This window comes from Duganella flavida, assembly GCF_009857445.1.
Classification (GTDB): Bacteria; Pseudomonadota; Gammaproteobacteria; order Burkholderiales; family Burkholderiaceae_D; genus Rugamonas; species Rugamonas flavida.
In genome coordinates, this window is the sequence record NZ_WWCN01000004.1 from 150,287 (window position 1) to 167,384 (window position 17,098).

At 62.7% G+C, this 17,098-nt stretch carries 15 protein-coding genes; 13 read left to right on the forward strand and 2 right to left on the reverse strand.

Annotated elements, in window-relative coordinates; genetic code table 11:
* Window positions 1-21: 21 nt before the first annotated feature.
* Window positions 22-1,563: a CHASE3 domain-containing protein gene (locus GTP46_RS07570; RefSeq protein ID WP_161006010.1), complete on the forward strand. Its 1,542-nt coding sequence runs from the start codon at window positions 22-24 to the stop codon at window positions 1,561-1,563.
* On the opposite strand, the gene GTP46_RS07575 is transcribed toward GTP46_RS07570, so the two are convergent.
* On the reverse strand, window positions 1,460-2,200 hold the full coding sequence (locus GTP46_RS07575) for a Crp/Fnr family transcriptional regulator (protein WP_161006011.1): 741 nt from the start codon (window positions 2,198-2,200) through the stop codon (window positions 1,460-1,462). The genes GTP46_RS07570 and GTP46_RS07575 overlap by 104 nt on opposite strands.
* Before the next feature lie 198 nt (window positions 2,201-2,398).
* On the opposite strand from GTP46_RS07575, the gene GTP46_RS07580 reads away from it, so the two are divergent.
* The 12 genes from GTP46_RS07580 (at window position 2,399) to GTP46_RS07635 (ending at window position 16,389) form a co-directional block, all read left to right on the forward strand.
* Entirely contained in the window at window positions 2,399-3,073 is a 675-nt protein-coding gene (locus tag GTP46_RS07580; protein ID WP_161006235.1) for a response regulator transcription factor, read from the forward strand.
* Window positions 3,070-4,056 carry a sensor histidine kinase gene (locus GTP46_RS07585; RefSeq protein ID WP_161006012.1) on the forward strand — a complete coding sequence of 329 codons (987 nt, stop codon included), beginning with the start codon at window positions 3,070-3,072 and terminating at the stop codon, window positions 4,054-4,056. Before GTP46_RS07580 ends, GTP46_RS07585 begins: the two co-directional genes overlap by 4 nt.
* Before the next feature lie 95 nt (window positions 4,057-4,151).
* Window positions 4,152-4,577 carry a type IV pilin protein gene (locus GTP46_RS07590; RefSeq protein WP_161006013.1) on the forward strand — a complete coding sequence of 142 codons (426 nt, stop codon included), beginning with the start codon at window positions 4,152-4,154 and terminating at the stop codon, window positions 4,575-4,577.
* Window positions 4,565-5,188, forward strand: coding sequence for a pilus assembly FimT family protein (locus GTP46_RS07595; protein ID WP_161006014.1), 624 nt, complete (start codon window positions 4,565-4,567; stop codon window positions 5,186-5,188). The genes GTP46_RS07590 and GTP46_RS07595 overlap by 13 nt, the downstream gene beginning before the upstream one ends.
* Entirely contained in the window at window positions 5,185-5,613 is a 429-nt protein-coding gene (locus GTP46_RS07600; RefSeq protein WP_161006015.1) for a type IV pilus modification PilV family protein, read from the forward strand. The genes GTP46_RS07595 and GTP46_RS07600 overlap by 4 nt, the downstream gene beginning before the upstream one ends.
* A 1-nt stretch (window position 5,614) precedes the next feature.
* Window positions 5,615-6,826 (forward strand): PilW family protein, encoded by a 1,212-nt coding sequence (locus tag GTP46_RS07605; RefSeq protein WP_161006016.1) that lies wholly within the window; start codon window positions 5,615-5,617, stop codon window positions 6,824-6,826.
* Window positions 6,823-7,401, forward strand: a complete 579-nt coding sequence (locus tag GTP46_RS07610; protein ID WP_161006017.1) for a pilus assembly PilX family protein — start codon at window positions 6,823-6,825, stop codon at window positions 7,399-7,401. The genes GTP46_RS07605 and GTP46_RS07610 overlap by 4 nt, the downstream gene beginning before the upstream one ends.
* Before the next feature lie 9 nt (window positions 7,402-7,410).
* Window positions 7,411-11,976, forward strand: coding sequence for a PilC/PilY family type IV pilus protein (locus GTP46_RS07615; protein WP_161006018.1), 4,566 nt, complete (start codon window positions 7,411-7,413; stop codon window positions 11,974-11,976).
* A gap of 46 nt (window positions 11,977-12,022) precedes the next feature.
* The gene (locus GTP46_RS07620) at window positions 12,023-13,690 is read left to right on the forward strand and encodes a peptide chain release factor 3 (protein WP_161006019.1); all 1,668 of its coding nucleotides are present in this window, start codon (window positions 12,023-12,025) and stop codon (window positions 13,688-13,690) included.
* A 178-nt stretch (window positions 13,691-13,868) separates the two neighbouring features.
* Window positions 13,869-14,255 (forward strand): GntR family transcriptional regulator, encoded by a 387-nt coding sequence (locus GTP46_RS07625; RefSeq protein WP_161006020.1) that lies wholly within the window; start codon window positions 13,869-13,871, stop codon window positions 14,253-14,255.
* The gene (locus GTP46_RS07630; RefSeq protein WP_161006021.1) at window positions 14,252-14,971 is read left to right on the forward strand and encodes an ABC transporter ATP-binding protein; all 720 of its coding nucleotides are present in this window, start codon (window positions 14,252-14,254) and stop codon (window positions 14,969-14,971) included. The genes GTP46_RS07625 and GTP46_RS07630 overlap by 4 nt, the downstream gene beginning before the upstream one ends.
* Complete coding sequence (locus tag GTP46_RS07635; protein WP_161006022.1) at window positions 14,968-16,389, forward strand: hypothetical protein; 1,422 nt, start codon at window positions 14,968-14,970, stop codon at window positions 16,387-16,389. Before GTP46_RS07630 ends, GTP46_RS07635 begins: the two co-directional genes overlap by 4 nt.
* Here the strand turns inward: GTP46_RS07635 and GTP46_RS07640 are convergent.
* Entirely contained in the window at window positions 16,386-17,072 is a 687-nt protein-coding gene (locus GTP46_RS07640; protein WP_161006023.1) for a PA4824 family protein, read from the reverse strand. The two genes, GTP46_RS07635 and GTP46_RS07640, sit on opposite strands and share 4 nt — an antisense overlap.
* Between the last annotated feature and the right edge of the window lie 26 nt (window positions 17,073-17,098).

A 17,098-nucleotide genomic window follows, 5' to 3' on the forward strand; every position in this document is an offset into this window, starting at 1 on the left:
TCTACACTGGGAAGGAAATGGATGTATTTCACCGTCGAAACAGCGCCGCACCATCGCCTGCCGTTGTACAAGACCGTCTTGTGCGTGACATGCGCTTTGCTGCTGATCGTCAACGGTTTCAGCCTGTTCCATAATTTGCAAGCAATGCGCAGTGCGCAATTCCTGCTGAGCCAGACTGCGCGCGTGGCCGATCGCCTGCAATACCTGAACGTGCTGGTGCTGGATGCCGAAAGCAGCATGCGCAGCTATTTCCTGTCCGGTCGCGATGCCTATCTGGGGCCGACCCGTACCGCGTTGTCTGACAGCGAGAACGAATTCAAGGAACTGGAAAAACTGCTGGCCGATAATCCGTCGCAGTTGAAAAACCTGGCACAGCTGCACACGCTGGTGCGCCGCCGCCTGAGCATCATGAGCCAGGCCATCGATGTCTATCGCGACGGCGGCTTGCAGGAAATCGTCAAGATCGCCAAGCTCAGCGACGACCGCTCCAGCATGGACGAAATCCGCCTGCTGGTGGTCATCATGGAGCAAGAGCAGAACGAAACGCTGAACGCGCGCAGCGCTGCGTTCTATCAGGAATACCAGAAGGCGGTGCTGCTCGGGGTCGGCATCAATGTGGTGGCGATCCTGGTGCTGGTGATGTTCTACCAGCTGGTGCGGCGCAGCTTTGCGCACCGCGCGGCGGTGGAGCATGCGCTGCAGTCGGCCAATGAAAACCTGGAGTCGACCGTGCAGCAGCGGACCGAACAGCTATCGGTGCTGTCGCGCCACCTGATCAGCATCAGCGAGGAAGAGAAGGTGCGCCTGTCGCGCGAACTGCACGACGAGCTGGGCGCCAACCTGACCTCGATCAGCATGGATATCGCCGCCGTCACCCAGCAGCTGCGCAAGACCCATCCGGAACTGGCCGAACAGCTCAAGCGCGCGCGCGGCACGCTGGTGGAAACGGTGGAGATGAAGCGCCGCATCGTCGAGAATTTGCGCCCGAGCCTGCTGGACAACCTCGGTCTGTGCGCTGCCATTGAAAGCTATTGCGACGAGTTCAGCCGAGTATCGCAAGTGCGCTGCGATTGCAATATAGGGGCCGATATCGAAAGCGCCGCGCGCCATTCCGGCGATTTGTCGATCGCCTTGTTCCGCATCGTGCAGGAATCGCTGACCAATATCCGCAAGTACGCCAAGGCCAGCCGCGTGACGGTGACCTTGAGCCGTAACGCTGAAGGGCTGATGCTGCGTGTGATTGACGACGGCATCGGCATCGCGCCTGACACCATCATCAAGCCGATGTCGCATGGTTTGTTGGGCATGCGCGAGCGCGCCTTGCAACTGGGCGGTACCATGAATATCCGCCGTGGCCGCAACGATAGCGGTACTTGCATTGAGGTGTCGATCCCGCTGCGCGAGCTGGAGCTGGTGGTTGAACGGCGGGTGGAGTTACCGCCGGCCCTTTCGGAAGTGATCAGCAGCGCGCTACATCAACCCGCAAGCGATCAAACTCGGACTTCGCCACCTTATAGCACTCACCCGCATACGCCTCCAAGCCTGAGCGATCAAGCACAGTGATGTTGCCGCGGCGGTAGGTGATCAGGCCGTCGTCCTGCAGCTTGCCGGCGGCGGCGGTGATGCTTTCACGGCGCACGCCCAGCATGATGGAAATCATTTCCTGCGTCACCTTCAGCGCATTCGATGGCGAGCGGTCGAGGCGGTCCAGCAGCCAGCGGCACAGCTTTTGTTCAATCGAGCTGTGGCGGCCGCCGACCGCGTTCTGCGCCATTTGCGCAAACAGTGCGGTGTTGTAGCGCATCAGCAGGGCCGGCAGCGTGCCGCCCTTGGCGAAAGCGTCGCGCAAGTGCTGGGCTTTCATGCGATAGCCGTAGCCAGCGGCCTGCACCACGGCGCTGCACATGGCGCGCTCGCCTTCGAACAGCGAGACACCCACTACACCTTCATGGCCGACCACGGCAATCTCGGTGGTAGCGCCGTCTTCCATGACGTAGCGCAGCGAGACGATGGCGGTGGTTGGGAAGTGCGCATACTCCATGGCCGTGCCAAATTCAAACAGCTCCTTGCCGAATGGCAGCTGCACCAGTTCCAGATGTTCAAACAGGGATTCCAGGGCTTCGCGTGGCAGAGCAGCCAGCAATTCGTTTTGCTGGGCGCCGGTCAGGGTGACAGGGCGGAACGCGATTTTGTTGTTCATGGTGATCCTCACAGCTAGTTACGTGTTGACGTAACTTTATGAGGATTGTTAATTGCCGAACATAAGCGTAGGGGACGCGGGAATGTAGGCTTGGACCATACACAGCTGTAGTCCTGATCCTACACAGACCACGGCCACTGTCTTTCTCGGGGAGGCACCGGCATAATGGCATAACTCCTGATGATGTGGCGCACGATTATGCATGTACTGGTGGTAGAAGATGATGCGGTGTTGGCGGACGGCCTGAGCCGCGTGCTTGGCAGTCACGGCATGACCGTTGACGTGGTCGGCAACGGCGCCCAGGCCGACCAGCTGTTGCAGCGGGCCGGCGCAATAGCCGCCGAGGTGGTGGTGCTCGACATCGGCCTGCCCGGCATGGACGGCTTCGAGGTAGTCCGTCGCCTGCGCGCGCGCGGCAGCGCGCTGCCGGTGCTGCTGCTGACGGCGCGCGATGCGGTCGAGGACCGGGTGCGCGGACTGGAGCAGGGCGCCGACGATTACCTGGTCAAGCCGTTTGCCACCGCCGAGCTGGTGGCGCGGGTGAAGGCCTTGGCGCGGCGTCACACCGCGCCGCAAACCGCGCTGGCCCTGGGCCTGTTGTCGCTGGACGTGGCGGCCAAGCGCGCGCGCGTCGGCGACAAGGCGGTCGAGCTGTCGGTGCGCGAGTGGGCGGTGCTGGAATACCTGCTGCAGCATGCGTCGCGCGTGGTGTCCAAGCAGCAGATCATCGACGCCATCCTGCCGTGGGGCGACGATATTACGCCGAACGCGGTGGAAGTCTATATTTCGCGCCTGCGTTTGAAGATTGCCGACGGCGGCGTTGCGATCCGCACCATCCGCGGCTTTGGCTACATGCTGGAGCCGGTGGCATGAGCAGTATTCGCTTGCGCCTGCTACGCTGGGTGATCCCGCCCATCCTGCTGATGAATCTCGGCGCCGGCGCCTTGGCCTACATGCTGGCCTCGCCGCATTTGCGCGAGGCGGTGCTGCGCACGCTGGTGCTGGTGGAGATTGTGTTTGCGCTGGCCTGCGTGGGCCTGATCTGGTTCTCGGTCAGCAATGGCTTGCAGCCACTGAACCGCTTGCGCGCGCGGCTCAACGCGCGCGGCGGCGACGATCTCGCACCGATTATCGTGGACGAGGTGCCGTACGAACTGGAGCCGGTGGTCTCGGCCTTCAACGGCTTGCTGGCCAAGGTGGGCGAGGGCGCGCAGGCGCGGCAGGACTTCCTGGCCAACGTGGCGCACCAGCTGCGCACGCCGCTGGCCGGCCTCAAGACCCAGCTGGAATGGCTGGAAGCGCGCCACGCCGAGCCCGACACGGCGCAATCGCTGAAGCTGATGCTATCCGCCACCGAGCGCATGATACGGCAGACCAACCAGCTGCTGTCGCTGGCGCGCGCCGAGCCACACCAGTTCGAGAAGACCCGGCTGGAGCCGCTGGCGCTGGACGCGCTGGTGGCGGATGCGGTGCAATCCTTTGTCGACCAGGCCGCGCTGAAGGCCATCGATATAGGCTTTGAGCTGGAGCCGGTCACCATCACCGGCGACCGCTTCCTGCTGCGCGACCTGATCGACAACCTGATCGACAACGCCATCCGCTACACGCCGCCGCGCGGCACGGTGACGGTGACCGTGCGTCCCGGCTTGCTGATGGTGGAAGACAACGGCCCCGGCATCCCGCCAGCCAAGCGCGAGCAAGTGTTCAGCCGCTACGTGCGGCTGGATGACAAGACCCACGGCAGCGGCCTCGGCCTCGCCATCGTGCGCGACATCGCCATGGTGCATGGCGCCAAACTGACGATTTCCGACCCGCCGGGTGGGCAAGGCGCGCTGTTTACGGTGAAATTTCCATAGATTTGTGCGATTGTCAGGGTTTTGTCAGGGTTTCCTCAGGGAAATGACAGCCAGCCCAGTTACACTGTTTCTCATACACTATGAGGAGCACGTCCATGAAACGCATCCAGCAAGGTTTTACCCTGATTGAGGTCATGATCGTCGTGGCCATCGTCGGTATCTTGATGGCCGTGGCGGTGCCTGCCTACAGCGACTACGTCACCCGTGGCCGCCTGAGCGAAGCCTTCACCGCCCTGGGCGGAGCGCAGCCGGCCGCCGAGCAGTTCTGGTCTAACACCCGCAGCTACAGCGGCTTCGATAGCTCGCCCAGCTTCCCTGGCACCGGCACCAACTTCACCTACGCGCTGAGCAACGCCACCGCGTCGACCTACACCATCACCGCCACCGGCACCGGCAAGATGGCCGGCTTTGTGTACACCATCAACGAAAGCGGCGGCCACGCCACCACTGGCAGCCCGACCGGCTGGGGCACCAGCACCTCGTGCTGGGTCGATCATAAAGGTGGCGCATGTTCCAACTAGCACAGCGCGGCTTCACGCTGGTCGAGCTGATGGTGACCATCACCATCTTCGGCTTCATGCTGGCGCTCGGCATTCCCAACGCCAGCAACTGGCTGCTGACCAACCGTGCCCGCGGCGCCAGCGAGTTCTACCTCGACGGCTTCGCCATGGCGCGGCGCCAGGCGGTGTCGCACAACGCCATCAGCCGCATTTCGCTGACACCCAACACCAACACCGGCCAGATGGACTGGCAGGTGGATATCTGCTTTATCGGCGCCAACACCACATGCGCGCCGAATGACGCCACCTGGTCGACCACCGCTGCGGCGGCGGCCAATGATCCGGAAGGCGCGACAGGCTTCAAGTCGGTGTACCGCTCGGCCGATGCGCTGCCGGATTCCGAGGTGCTGCTGCCGACCACGCTGCCGGCCGGCGCCTCGCAGGTGTACTACACGGCCACTGGCTGGGTCGACACCAATTTCGGCCAGCGCCTGACCCAGCTGCGCCTTGATCCGGCCAGCAAATACGCGCACAACGTGCCGGTGGTGGCGCTGGTCGTGACGCTGGCCGGCATGGCCAGCAAGTGTGATCCGACCTTGGCCGCGACCGATAACCGGGCCTGCCCACCATGAACACTTTCCCACCACGCCGGCGCCGCCAGGGCGGCATTGCACTGCTGGAGGCGATGCTGGCCATCGTCATCCTCGGCATCGGCCTGCTCGGCACGGTTGGCTTGCAGGCGCGCGCCTACTCGGCCCTGTCGGACGCTGGCACGCGCGCCGAAGCCACGTTGGCAGCGGAAAAACTGATTGGCGTGATCAATGCCGACCTGCCGAATATCACCCAGTACAACCTGGCCGAGGGTGCCACGCCGAATACCACGCTGTCGGCCTGGGTCGCCGAGACCAAGCGGAATATCCCGGGTGCGGTGCTGTTTGTACAGGTGCAGGACCAGGCGGCGCAGAACCGCTACCAGGTCGATATTTCCATCCGCTGGCAGCGCAAGGCCAAGAGCGAGCCGAACCGCCACCGCGTCACTTCCTACATCGCACGCTGACATGACGACCTTCTCGCAACGCCGCAGCGGCGGCTTCTCCTTGGTGGAGCTGATGGTCAGCGTGGTAATTGGCCTGCTGGCGCTGCTGTTTGCCACGCGGCTGGTGATCAGCGGCGAGGCCAACAAGGACGCTGCCGTTGGTGGTTCCGACTCCATGCAAAACGGCATGCTGGCCATGTTCTCGCTCAGCAGCGACGCCGGCACTGCCGGCTGGGGCTTGAACGACCGCACCGTGGCCGGCTGCAACACCACCTTCAGCGACCAGCGCGGCTACGCGCTGCTGGGCGCCAAGCGCGGCGGCGTTGATATCACGCCGCTGGCGTCGGTGGTGATCCAGTCCAACGGCACTGCGCCCGATGTGATCTCGTTCAACAGCGGCAGCTCCAACGCCGGCGTCGGCTCGATTTCGATGACCGGCGATTACGGCGGCGAGAGTTATTTGCTCGGCGCCCAGACCGGTCCCTACGGCTACAACAACGGCGATGTGCTGGTGGTGGCGCCGCAAACGCCGGACCGTCCATGCACGGTGGTGCAGATTACCGGCTTTAATCCCGCCGCCGGCCGCACCGACCAGCTGCCGCTCGGTGTGGGCAGCCAGTACCGCTACAACCTGGCCGGCGGCGTGGCGCAGGGCTATGCCAAGAACGTCACCTTCATGTACAACCTCGGCCAGCCGGATCTGCTGCATTTCCACACCTGGTCGGTGCGCAACGGCGTACTGCTGCTGCGCGCCACCGACCTGGCCGGTGCGGAACTGAACGGCGCCTCGGTGGCCGACAACATCGTCTCGATCAAGGCGCAATACGGCTTCGACAACCGCGTGTTACCGAACTACGATCCCAACCCGGCTGGCAACGGCAAGCAGATGGTGGTGACCAGCACCGGCATGCAGATCACGGTGTGGAGCCCGACCATGATCGACGCTGACAACGACGGCGTCATCGGCAGTCCTGGCGACTACCAGCGCATCGCCGCTGTGCGCATTGCGGTGGTGGCGCGCGGCAAGAACGTCGAGAAGCCAGCCCCGGGCGGCGCCTGCAGCGCCAGCACCGCGCTGCCGGAAGTGTTCAGCAACGCCGTACCGAATGGCGTGGCGGCGGTGAAGATGACGGTCAACGTGGCGGTGGCCGGCGACCCGGTGGACTGGAAGTGCTACCGCTACCGCGTGTTTGAAACCATCGTGCCCATCCTTAATTCCCAGTACCGCCCATGAGACAGCTTACTTTCCAGCGCGGCATTGCCTTGCCGATCATGCTCATCATGCTGGCGGTGATGATGGTCAGCAGTATTTACCTGATCAAGTCCACCACCTCCAGCACGCTGACCACCGCCAACCTGGCGTATGAAGCGGCGCTCACCAAGGCGGCCGACGCCGGCCTGCACGCCGGCTTCACCTACTTGCGCACCGTCCCCAACAAGAACCTGTTGCTGACCGACCAGGCCGCCGCCGGCTATGTGGCGACCTTGCCGCCGACCTGGAGCGTCAGCAATCCCAACTTCTGGCTAGGTGCGATCACGATGGCGCCCGATGCCGATCTCAACCGGGTGCAGTACGTGATCCACCGCATGTGCAACCTGCCGCTGCCTTACGACGACCCGACCAACCGCTGCCAGACCACGGCACCGCGGCCCGGCACCACCGGCCCGCGCGCGCTGGGCGAAACGCTGAAGATAGACGCTTCCAACCTGGCCGTCGCGGCGCAGATCCACTACGTGGTGACGGCGCGCGTGTTCGGCCCGCGCGGCGGCAATGTGGTGACGCAGGCCGTCATCATGAAAGGACCTTGAGGACTCATCATGAAAAAGCTACTTTCCCTGCTACTGTTGCCCGCGTTGCTGATGGCGCTGCCGGCCTTCGCCGCGCCGACCCAGATCGCGCAAGTGCCGCTGCTGAACATCACCGGCACCGGCACCGTCAAGCCCAACCTGATGCTGCTGTTTGATAACTCCGGCTCGATGGATCAGACCTACACGCCGGACTATGTCAACGACAACCTGTGCCGTAGCAATGTGTCGCTGGCGGCCGGCATCATGGCGTGTAACGTCGGCCATCCGCCGTTCATGAGCCCGGACTTCAACAAGCAGTATTACAATCCGGCCTTGCATTACCAGGTGCCGATCAAATCGGACGGCACTTATTACCCTGAGCAGAATGCGGCCAATACCAGCAACTGGACCTCGGTCAGCGGCGACGGCTTCGGCGCCCGCAAGGCCGATATGTTCGGCAACACCGTCACCAGCAACATCAACCTGGTGACCGGCTTCCCGGACCTGGAATGGTGCACCAGCACTGCCGCCACTTCCTGCCAGTTCAACACTTCCACCTACAGCTACCCGGACGCCACCTACAAGTCGCCGATCGCCATCACCACCGCCCCGTACTACTACACCATCGGCGTTGGCCAGTACTGCACCGACGACACCATGACCAACTGCAAGTCGACCTCGATCGGCGCGGCGGCGCCGTCGGGCTACCCGGTGCCGGTCAAGGTGCGCTGGTGCAGCGACAAACTGCTGACCTCTTGCCAGGGCAAGCGCGTGGGCGCCTTTATTTATCCGAGCTACTCGGCGCCGGCCGGTGCGATTGCTTCGTACGGCACCATCGCCATCGGCAATTCGACCACCGCCACCTCGCTCAACATCACGAACATCGCGATTGCTGAATCAGGCGGCAGCGTCAACATCACCAGCGGCACCATGACCGCCAGCACCGGCACCAACACCGCGCTCAAGGCGCAGACCATGGCCAGCACGGTGGCGGCCAACATCATCGCTCGCAGCACCACCAACCAGTACTACGCCTGCGTGAAAACGCCGACCGGCCAGCCGACCGTGCCTGCCTGCAGCGTGTTCGGCATTACGCTGTCAGCGGACAACGTGGTGGCGGTGGTGCCGGTCAGCTGCACCGGCAGCAAGAGCGTGGCCAACTGCGTGACCATCAACGACAATTCGCGCGCTGGCTGGGGCTTTACCGTTACCGCCAATTCGGTGCGCGTGGCGCCCGCGTATGTGACCTTCAGCGGCACCACCTCCAGCAGCGGCACGCCGGCGATGGGTGCGACCAGCTATAACTCCACCAGCCTGTTCAGCAGCATGTCGATCGGGAAAACTCAGACGGCGGCGCAAGTAGCGGCGTTGTTCATCGCCAAAATCGGCACCAGCGGCACCTACAAGGCGTACGCCGGTACCAATGCTGCGTGCGTCAACACGCTGCCGAGTAACAGTGTGTGCGTGGTCGACAGCGGTTCAACCGCCAACACCGGGGTGCTCACCATCGGCGCTGTCAGCAATGCCGGCACGCTGGTCAGCACCACGGTGGCGGCGGCGATGGACACCATCCCCACCACTACGGCGGCGTTGTCCGCCGGTTCCGGCGCGCCGAATCCGTTTGTGCGCGTGAACATCGTCAGCGGCTCGACCTATCCGAAGTCGGCCGACCGTACCGATTGCGCCGGCGCCACCTGTACCTATGCCGAGGAGATGAACAACTTCGCCAACTGGTATGTGTATTACAAGAGCCGTTTGCAAATGATGAAGACCTCGCTCGGCATTGCGTTCTCGCCGATTACCGCCAACTACAAGGTTGGCTACGTCAAGCTCTCCAATGCCGGCGCCGGCGCCGCAATGGATTTAAAACCAGCTGACTTTACCGGCAGTGCACGCTCGACCTGGTACACCACGCTGTACAACACCACCACCTCGGGCTCGACGCCGATCCGCACCGCGATGGACAACGTCGGCCGCATGTTCGCCAACCTCACGCCGTACAACTATGCGGCCGGACAGGAAGTGGTGCAGTACCCATGCCAGCCTAACTTCATGATCCTGACCACGGACGGCTACTGGAACGGCACCTCCACCGCCAACGTGGTCAATAACGACAACGTCGAAAACGCGTCGCGCTTCTGTACGCTGTCGTCCGGTTGTGTTGACAAGCGGGCGCAATCGCAGCCGTCGATTTCGGACGTGGCGCTGCACTGGTATAACGGCGGTTCCAGCACCGGCACCATATCGCTGCGGCCGTCGCTGGAGCCGGACATGACCAAACCCGGCTCGGTGCCCGCCGCCAACGGCGAGAATACCCACCTGCACATGAACACCTACACCCTCGGCCTGGGTGTGGACGGCGTGATGGCGTACGACCCGAACTACGACACCGCACCCAAGCCGGGCGGCGATTTCTATAACCTGATCACGCAAGCGCCGACCGGCTGCCCATGGAATGGCGGTGGCGCCTATGTGTGGCCGGATCCGGACGTGACCAACACCGCCAGCACGGTGCAGGAGCGGGTCGACGATTTGTGGCACGCGGCCATCAACGGCCATGGCAAGTACTTCAGCGCCCAGGATCCGAAAGACGTGGTGGCTGGCTTGCGCGAGGCACTATCGAATATGCAGGTGCGCACCGGCGCGGCAGCGGCAGCAGCCACCTCGACGCCTAACATCACGCTGACCGACAACGATATTTTCTCGGCTACCTTCACCACCGTGCGCTGGTATGGCGAACTGACCGACCGCAAGATCGACACCACCACCGGCGACGTGATCAAGACGCCGGCCTGGAGCACCAGCAACACGGTCGGCAAATCGATTGCCACGCGCAAGATCAAGATGATGCAGGCTAACCAGGCGCCCGGCACCACGCCGGTCGACTTCAGCTTCAGCGTGATGGATAGCGCGACCCAGGCCTGGTTCGCCAACAAGTGCAGCATCCTGGCCCAGTGCACGCTGTTGTCGACGGCGGACAAGGCCACCGTCAACAGCGGCACCAATATGGTCAACTGGCTGCGCGGGGTGCAGGACTACGCGGACGACAACCTGTTCCGCGCCTACACCACCACCACCGACTCCACCGGCGCCACGGTGCCGATCGTGATCGGCGATATCGCTTCGTCCAAGCCGGCCTATCTGCGCGAGCCGCACAACAATTACCCGGACCCGGACTATGCCACGTACAAGGTGAGCAAGGCCAGCCGTCCAGGCACGGTCTTCGTCGCTGCCAATGACGGCATGCTGCACGCGTTCGACGGCGCCAACGGCAATGAGCGCTGGGCTTATGTGCCGCGCATCGTCATGAGCAAGCTGGCGGCATTGGCCAGCACCACCTACGGCACCAACCACCAGTTCAACGCCGACGGTTCGCCGGAAGTGGCGGACGTGAAGATCAACGGCGCCTGGACCACCATGCTGGTCGGCGGCCTGAATGCGGGCGGGCGCGGCTACTACGCGCTGGACGTGTCCGATCCGACTGCGCCCAAGGTGATGTGGGAAATCTGCGCCGACGTTGCCGTGTGCCCGCAAAACCGGGTGGCGGAGCTGGGTGAGCTGGGCCTGAGTTTCGGCAATCCGCAGTTCGGCATCTGGCAGGGCAAGTGGGTGGTGTTCCTGACGTCGGGCTACAACAATATTCCGGGCACCGACAATGTCAGCACCGGCAGCGGCGTCGGCATGCTGTTCATCATCGACGCCGCGACCGGCAAGGTGCTGAAGACGGCCAGCACGGCGTCCGGCGACACCACCACGCCATCCGGCCTGGCCAAGATCACCGCCATCAGCAACGACCCGCTGGCCGACGCCACGGTCAGCTACATCTACGGCGGCGACAACCAGGGCCAGATGTGGCGCTTCGACCTGACCGCCACCACCGGCGCCATCTCGGTGCTGAAGATGGGCGATGCCGGCGCCACCAAGCCGATCACCACCCGTCCGGATGTGACGCTGTGCGGCGTGCCGGTCACCACCACCGACGCCAGCGGCGTGTCTACCACCAAGACCACCGGCGTACGCGTGGTGGTGTTCGGCACCGGCCGCCTGCTGGACGTGCCGGATACCTCCAACACGGCGGTGCAGAGCCTGTTCGCACTGAAAGATGGCGGCACGGCCGAGGGCACTATCCCGAATTCCGCCCTGGTGCAGCAGACGCTGAGCGTGCTCGGCTCGACCACCAACTCGGTGACTTATGGCGTGACCAGCAATCCGGTCGACTTGAACGTCAAGGACGGCTGGTACTTCCACTGGAATATTAATGCGGGCGAGCGCATGAATCTGGATCCGCAAATTGTCAGCGGCGTGGTGAATGTGGTGACCAACGTGCCATCGTCCTCGTCGGCGTGCTCGGTGGGCGGCACCAGTAATCTGTACCAGGTGGATGTGTGCACCGGGCAGGGGGTGAATGGCGACCCCGCCGGCGCCACGCTGTCCAACACCTCGGCGGCCGTCGGTTTCATCATCGTGCGCCTGCCAAGCGGGCAGTTGAAGCTGATTACCACCTTCGCCGACGGCAGCAACGCCACCAGCCGCACCAAGGAACTGGATACGGCCGAGGCACACCGGGTCGGATGGCGTCGTATTAAAGGACAATAAGGGGTATAATCGAGGGTTTGCAGAACCGCCTCAGCTCCCCGATACAATGGTCAACGATACCGAAAACACTATCCCTGAAAATAACGACGACGCGTCGTCAGCGGCCGGCCTGAAAACGCCGGCCCTGATTGCGCGCGAAGTACAGCGCCGCCGCACCTTCGGCATCATCTCCCACCCGGATGCGGGTAAAACCACGCTGACCGAAAAGCTGCTGCTGTTCTCGGGCGCGATCCAGATGGCCGGTACCGTGAAAGCCCGTAAATCGGGCCGCCACGCGACCTCGGACTGGATGGAGATCGAGAAGCAGCGCGGCATTTCGGTGGCGTCGTCGGTGATGCAGTTTGAATTCCGCGACCACGTGGTCAACCTGCTGGACACCCCGGGCCACCAGGACTTCTCGGAAGATACCTACCGCGTGCTGACCGCCGTCGACTCGGCGCTGATGGTGATCGACGCCGCCAAGGGTGTGGAAGCACAGACCATCAAGCTGCTGGACGTGTGCCGCATGCGCAACACGCCTATCGTCACCTTCATGAACAAGATGGACCGCGAAACCCGCGATCCGCTGGAATTGCTGGACGAGCTGGAATCGGTGCTGAAGATCCAGTGCGCGCCGGTGACCTGGCCGATTGGCATGGGCAAGAATTTCCGCGGTGTGTACCACCTGCTGAACGACACCATCATGCTGTTCAAGGCCGGTGAAGAGCGTGCCGACGGCGCGTTCGAGATCATCGAAGGCATCGACAACCCGCGTCTGCAGGAAATGTTCCCGCTGGAAATGGATCAGCTGCGCATGGAAGTGGAGCTGGTCAGCGGCGCCTCGACCCCGTTCAACCTGGAAGAGTTTCTGGCGGGTGTGCAAACCCCGGTGTTCTTCGGTTCGGCAATCAACAACTTCGGCGTGCGCGAGATCCTGTCGGCGCTGGTCGACTGGGCCCCGGCGCCACGCGAACGCGACGCCAGCGTGCGTGCGGTCGATCCGAAAGAAGAGCCGTTCACCGGTTTCGTGTTCAAGATCCAGGCCAATATGGACCCTGCGCACCGCGACCGGATTGCTTTCCTGCGCGTCTGCTCGGGCCGCTTTGAGCGCGGCATGAAGGTGAAGCACTTGCGTCTGGGACGTGAGGTGAAGGTATCGTCGGTGGTGACGTTTATGGCGTCTACCCGCGAACAAGTGGAAGAGGCATACGCCGGCGATATTATCGGCTTGCCGAATCACGGCAATATGCAAATCGGCGATTCATTCTCCGAAGGCGAAATGCTGACCTTTACCGGTATTCCATTTTTTGCCCCGGACTTTTTCCGCCAGGTGCGTATCCGTAATCCGCTGAAAATTAAACAGCTGCATAAAGGTTTGCAACAGCTGGGCGAAGAGGGCGCGGTACAGGTATTTAAACCGGTGCAGGGCGGTGAACTGGTATTGGGCGCGGTCGGCGTGCTGCAGTTTGAAGTGGTTGCCAGCCGTCTGATGAATGAATATGGCGTGGACGCTGTATTTGAAGGCACCAGTATCAGCAGCGCGCGCTGGGTTTCCAGTGACGATAAAAAAGCGTTGGCTGATTTTGAAGACCAACTCGGACATAACGTCGCTTACGATGCCGCTGGTAATCTGGCCTATCTGGCGACCTCCAGCGTCAACCTGCGCCTGACCCAGGAACGCTGGCCGAAACTGCAGTTCCACGCAACGCGCGAACACTCGGCCAAGCTGGTCTGAGTTTCCCTCGCTCCAACGAAACCCCGCCGTGTGCGGGGTTTTTTTATGGCTGCAGCAAGCTTTCAAGCCAAGTCTTGGCGCGTTCTCGCCAAGTTCTGGCGAGGATCAAATTCTTCGCTTGACAAGGCCGGTGTATGAGCCTACTGTATTACTCAACTAATACACAAATACGAAGATCATGGCCTCCCACACTTCTTCCTTGTTCTCGATCACGACCGGTTCGTCGGATCCTATTTATCGCCAGTTAATTGAGCAGGTGCGGCGATTAATTGCCGCTGCCGTTTTAAAACCCGGCGATGTTTTACCGTCGGTGCGGGATGTGGCGGTGACGTTAGCCGTTAATCCCATGACGGTTTCCAAGGCTTATAACATGATGGAAACCGAAGGTTTATTAAGCCGCGCACGCGGGGTGGGCATGCTGGTGGCCGATAGTAAATCGCCGCAAGGCCCGGAACATCTTTTAAGGCCGACGCTGGAGCGCGCCGCCGCTGAAGCCCGGCAATTGGAATTGGATAATGAAACTGTGATGGCGCTGTTTGCGAAAATTCTTGGAGAAACTAAATGAAACCAGCAGTCGTGGAAATAAACAATCTGCACAAAGCTTTTGGTCAACAGCAAGTATTGCAGGGCGTTAATTGGAATATTGAGCCGGGTAAAGTTATTGGCTTGCTCGGACGCAATGGCGCGGGTAAATCGACGTTGATGGAGTGCTTGCTGGGCTTGCGCGAGGCTGATGCCGGCGGCGTCAAGCTGTTCGGCCAGCCGGTCGGCGCGATGGATGAGACGGCAAGGGCCAGCATCGGCTACGTGCCGCAAAAGTCGGAACTGTTTGAATGGTTGACGCCCTTGCAACTGCTGGATTACTTCAAAGCGCTGTATCCGCGCTGGAATCAGGCCAAGGTGGATGGCCTGATGCAGCGCTGGGGACTGGCCGGCGACAAGCAAACCAAGCATATCAGCAAGCTTTCTGGCGGCGAAAAACAACGCCTCTCCATCATCCGCGCGCTGGCCCACGATCCGAAACTGCTGGTGCTGGATGAGCCAGTCGCCAGCCTCGACCCGGTTGGGCGCCGGGATTTCCTGCAGGAACTCATCAGCGATGTGATCGAGCGTGATACCACGGTGATCTTCTCCACCCACATTTTGTCTGACCTGGAGCGGGTGGCGCTGGACGTGGCGTTCTTGCAGGGTGGCAAGATTGTGCTGCAAGGGGCGCTGGATGAATTGCTGGAAGGAAAAAATCTCAGTCTGGAAGACTTGTTTGTCGAGGTGACCAAATGAACCGGCAACTCGTGACGCAGGTGCTGCGCGACCGCGCCTCCTGCGGCCTGCTGGTGCGCCTGAGCTGGTTTGTTGGCGCTTGCGCGGTGGGGCAGCTGATTTTTGCCTACACCGTTGGCAATCCGGCATTCGGCAATCTCCTGATGCTGTTTCTGGTCTGCGGCCTGGCTTACTTGTGGTGCGGTGCGATCCTGAAGAGCTCGGTGCAGCAGAACTTGCCATCGAACGCGGTGCTGGTGCCGGGACTGCGGTCCAGCCTGATGCGCATGACGGCGGTGCTGTATCTGGTCGCCACGCTGTTCACCGCAGCGCTGAGCTGGCTGTTGCTGGACCGTCCCGGCTACGGGCTGCTGGGGGCGGGCTTGTTCAGCATCTACGTACTGTACGCGCAGCGCTACAACTGGCTGAACTTGCTGCCGTCGGTAATCGTGGTTGGCTCGATGTGGATTACCAAACATCCGATGGACAAGCTGCTGGCGGCGGCCGATACGGTGGGTGAGCCGCTGGTGACCGCCATCGGCGCGGTGTTGCTGGCGCTGCTGGGCAGGCATGCCTTGCACGCCGTGTTCCCGCGCGGCGGCGACCGCCACTTTGCATGGCACCAATGCTTTAGCCGCCAGCTGGCGCGTGCCAAGGGCACGGTGCTGAACACGGAGCCGGGCGGCGGCATGCGCTGGCTGGCGTGGCTGCGCATGCCCTACAACGCGGCACTGCGTTTCGATAGCCGCCGTGGCGCCGCCCAAGGCCGTCAGATGATGCACGTGCTGGGCACGTCGGCGCATGACGGTGGCGTGATTGCCTACGCGCTGGTGTCGGTGATCGCCATGTCGTGGGCCGGCCGCTATCTTGCGAGCCAGACCGACCAGATCTTCGTGATGGTGTGCAGCACCATGATGCAGGGCATGCTGATGATGAGCGTGCTGATGTACGCGGCCACGGTGGCGACGCAGATGGTGCGCTACAGCGGCGAGCAGGGCTTGTATCGCCTGACGCCGGCCGCGCCGGCTACCGCGCAAATCAACCGTGTGCTGCTGGGGACGCTGATGTTCCGCTGCCTGCGCTTGTGGGGGCTGTCGGTGCTGGCGATTGTGTGCATCGACATGATCGTGCTGGGCCAGTTCGAGCTGCGCGGCATTACCTTTGTGCTGGCGATGCTGATGCTGCCGTTTGCCGGCTTGCTGCTGCGCGATTACGCCAGCGCGCCGTTGCAGCAGAATTCACTGCTAACGGTCGCCGTCAGCACGCTGGTGGTGGTGATCTACATTACGCTTGCGGTGGTAGATCAGACGTATCCGGGCTTGCCACTGTTCTGGTTCGGTGGCGCGGTGGGTGTGGCGACGGTAGTGGCGCTGCGCCTGCGCTGGCAGCAGTTGATGGCCTCGCCGGCGGCGCTGCCGTCCGGCCGCATGGCGGCCTAATTGGTTTGCAGGACCAGTCCTAGCGTGACTACCGGCTCGCTGGCGCCGCGCGCCATGCGGCTGCCCCAGGTGGCGTCGATTTGCAGGTGATCCGGGATCAGCGCGTGGGCGAAGCCGACTTGGTAACGCGAACCGCTGCGCTGGCGGCCGAAAGTTTCGGCGGTCAGCGAGTTGCGTTCGCTGAGTTTGAACTCGGCGCCGATACCCCAGCTGGCATCGGTACGGCGCCGCGATTGCATGCGCACCACGCCGGCGTTCAGGTGCAGCAACACGCTGTCGTCGCGCAGTGAAAAGCTGAGTGGCATGTTGGCCGACAAGTCGCCGTCCAAGCCGCGCCCGCTGCGGAACTGGTTGGCCAGCACCAGCCCGATGCCCCAGCCGCCGGGGTCGAGTGTCTTGAACACGGTCTTGGCTTGCAAGCGGCCGTAATGCATGGTGCGGCGGTTGTCTTCCATCCAGGCGCCGCCGGCCGCCAGTTCCCACGTGCCGCCGACGTTGCAGGCTGGCGTGGCCCAGAATTCGCGCACCTCGTCGGCACGCAAGGCGTAGGTCTCCAGCTGGCATTGGCCAGGATCGACGATGGCGGCATCGTCCACCGTCATCGGACGGCCGGCGTGGGCGGGCAGGGTGGCGTAGGCCAGCAGGCAGGCGCATGCAGCACGGCGCGTGTTCAGGAAATTCATCACGCCAGTGTAGTGCGGCCAGATGA

What these genes read in the sequence shown, in the direction of transcription:
- GTP46_RS07570 (WP_161006010.1), top strand. Translation starts at nt 22, where the DNA reads ATGTATTTCACCGTCGAAACAGCGCCGCACCATCGCCTGCCGTTGTAC.
- GTP46_RS07575 (WP_161006011.1), bottom strand. Translation starts at nt 2,200, where the DNA reads ATGAACAACAAAATCGCGTTCCGCCCTGTCACCCTGACCGGCGCCCAG.
- GTP46_RS07580 (WP_161006235.1), top strand. Translation starts at nt 2,399, where the DNA reads ATGCATGTACTGGTGGTAGAAGATGATGCGGTGTTGGCGGACGGCCTG.
- GTP46_RS07585 (WP_161006012.1), top strand. Translation starts at nt 3,070, where the DNA reads ATGAGCAGTATTCGCTTGCGCCTGCTACGCTGGGTGATCCCGCCCATC.
- GTP46_RS07590 (WP_161006013.1), top strand. Translation starts at nt 4,152, where the DNA reads ATGAAACGCATCCAGCAAGGTTTTACCCTGATTGAGGTCATGATCGTC.
- GTP46_RS07595 (WP_161006014.1), top strand. Translation starts at nt 4,565, where the DNA reads ATGTTCCAACTAGCACAGCGCGGCTTCACGCTGGTCGAGCTGATGGTG.
- GTP46_RS07600 (WP_161006015.1), top strand. Translation starts at nt 5,185, where the DNA reads ATGAACACTTTCCCACCACGCCGGCGCCGCCAGGGCGGCATTGCACTG.
- GTP46_RS07605 (WP_161006016.1), top strand. Translation starts at nt 5,615, where the DNA reads ATGACGACCTTCTCGCAACGCCGCAGCGGCGGCTTCTCCTTGGTGGAG.
- GTP46_RS07610 (WP_161006017.1), top strand. Translation starts at nt 6,823, where the DNA reads ATGAGACAGCTTACTTTCCAGCGCGGCATTGCCTTGCCGATCATGCTC.
- GTP46_RS07615 (WP_161006018.1), top strand. Translation starts at nt 7,411, where the DNA reads ATGAAAAAGCTACTTTCCCTGCTACTGTTGCCCGCGTTGCTGATGGCG.
- GTP46_RS07620 (WP_161006019.1), top strand. Translation starts at nt 12,023, where the DNA reads ATGGTCAACGATACCGAAAACACTATCCCTGAAAATAACGACGACGCG.
- GTP46_RS07625 (WP_161006020.1), top strand. Translation starts at nt 13,869, where the DNA reads ATGGCCTCCCACACTTCTTCCTTGTTCTCGATCACGACCGGTTCGTCG.
- GTP46_RS07630 (WP_161006021.1), top strand. Translation starts at nt 14,252, where the DNA reads ATGAAACCAGCAGTCGTGGAAATAAACAATCTGCACAAAGCTTTTGGT.
- GTP46_RS07635 (WP_161006022.1), top strand. Translation starts at nt 14,968, where the DNA reads ATGAACCGGCAACTCGTGACGCAGGTGCTGCGCGACCGCGCCTCCTGC.
- GTP46_RS07640 (WP_161006023.1), bottom strand. Translation starts at nt 17,072, where the DNA reads ATGAATTTCCTGAACACGCGCCGTGCTGCATGCGCCTGCCTGCTGGCC.